General features: G+C 61.7%; 1 protein-coding gene. It reads left to right on the top strand.

The window, feature by feature from the left end; all coding sequences use genetic code 11:
- Nucleotides 1–1277, top strand: a 1277-nt coding sequence (locus tag GS632_RS21960) for a bifunctional sulfate adenylyltransferase/adenylylsulfate kinase (protein WP_171722508.1), incomplete at both ends; no start/stop codon positions are given.

Here is a 1277-nt window from a genome sequence, read left to right as displayed (position 1 = left end):
GATGACGATGCGCACCCTGCGGTCAACTACCTGCACAACGTGGCCGGCAAAGTCTATCTGGGTGGCCCCGTGACCGGCATCCAACAGCCCGTTCACTATGACTTCCGCGGCCGCCGCGACACGCCAAACGAACTGCGCGCCTATTTCCGCAAGCTGGGCTGGCGCCGCATCGTGGCCTTCCAGACCCGCAACCCGCTGCACCGCGCGCATCAGGAACTGACCTTCCGCGCCGCCAAGGAAGCACAGGCCAACCTGTTGATCCACCCGGTTGTCGGCATGACCAAGCCGGGCGACGTGGATCACTTCACCCGCGTGCGGTGTTATGAGGCGGTGCTGGACAAGTACCCGGCGTCCACCACCTCGATGAGCCTGCTGAACCTGGCCATGCGCATGGCTGGCCCGCGCGAGGCGGTCTGGCACGGGCTGATCCGCGCCAACCACGGTTGCACGCACTTTATCGTTGGCCGCGACCACGCAGGCCCGGGCAAAAACAGCCAGGGCGAAGATTTCTATGGCCCGTACGACGCGCAGGACCTGTTCCGCCAGTATCAGGATGAAATCGGCGTCGAAATGGTCGATTTCAAACACATGGTCTACGTCCAGGAACGCGCCCAGTACGAACCCAATGACGAGATCAAAGACAAGGATAAGGTGACAATCCTTAACATTTCCGGAACGGAGCTGCGCCGCCGTCTGGCCGAGGGTCTGGAAATCCCCGAATGGTTCAGCTTTCCCGAAGTTGTGGCCGAGCTGCGCAAGACCAAACCGCCGCGCAGCCAGCAGGGCTTTACCGTGTTCTTCACCGGCTTCTCAGGCTCGGGCAAATCCACCATCGCCAACGCACTGATGGTCAAGCTGATGGAGATGGGCGGGCGCCCGGTGACGCTGCTGGATGGCGACATCGTGCGTAAGAACCTGTCGTCCGAACTGGGCTTCTCGAAAGAGCACCGCGACCTGAACATCCGCCGGATCGGCTATGTGGCCTCAGAGATCACCAAGAACGGCGGCATCGCCATCTGCGCGCCCATCGCGCCCTACGCCACCACGCGCCGCGCCGTGCGCGAAGAGATCGAACAGTTCGGTGCCTTCTGCGAAGTGCATGTCGCGACCACCATCGAGGAATGCGAACGCCGCGACCGCAAGGGCCTGTACAAGCTGGCCCGCGAGGGCAAGATCAAAGAGTTCACCGGTATTTCCGACCCTTATGACGTGCCGGAAAACCCTGAACTGAGCGTCGAAACCGAAAATGTCGAAGTCGACAACTGCGCTCATCAGGT

The sequence above is a fragment of the Ruegeria sp. HKCCD7296 genome, from assembly GCF_013110775.1.
In the GTDB taxonomy this organism is placed as follows: Bacteria; Pseudomonadota; Alphaproteobacteria; order Rhodobacterales; family Rhodobacteraceae; genus Ruegeria.
Note: the sequence above shows the minus strand (reverse complement) of the source record. Positions and strands in the feature narration are given on the sequence as shown.